Source organism: Achromobacter sp. GbtcB20, from assembly GCF_019091095.1.
In the GTDB taxonomy this organism is placed as follows: domain Bacteria; phylum Pseudomonadota; class Gammaproteobacteria; order Burkholderiales; family Burkholderiaceae_B; genus Achromobacter; species Achromobacter mucicolens.
On record NZ_JAGXJZ010000926.1, the window covers coordinates 1 to 234 of the forward strand.

Here is a 234-nt window from a genome sequence, read left to right on the forward strand (position 1 = left end):
CGACTACGTCGGCAAGGGCCTGTCGGGCGGCCGCATCATCGTGCGCCCGAACACGGAATTCCGCGGCTGGGCGGTGGACAACATCATCGTCGGCAACACCGTGCTGTACGGCGCGATCGCCGGTGAAGCCTTCTTCAACGGCGTGGCCGGTGAGCGGTTCGCGGTCCGCAATTCGGGCGCGGCGGCCGTCGCCCAGGGGCTGGGCGACCACGGTTGCGAGTACATGACCGGCGG

1 protein-coding gene is annotated in these 234 nt (G+C 69.7%); it reads left to right on the forward strand.

The features are described from left to right. Positions 1-234, forward strand: a 234-nt coding sequence (locus KVT32_RS31660; RefSeq protein ID WP_217619591.1) for a hypothetical protein, incomplete at both ends; no start/stop codon positions are given.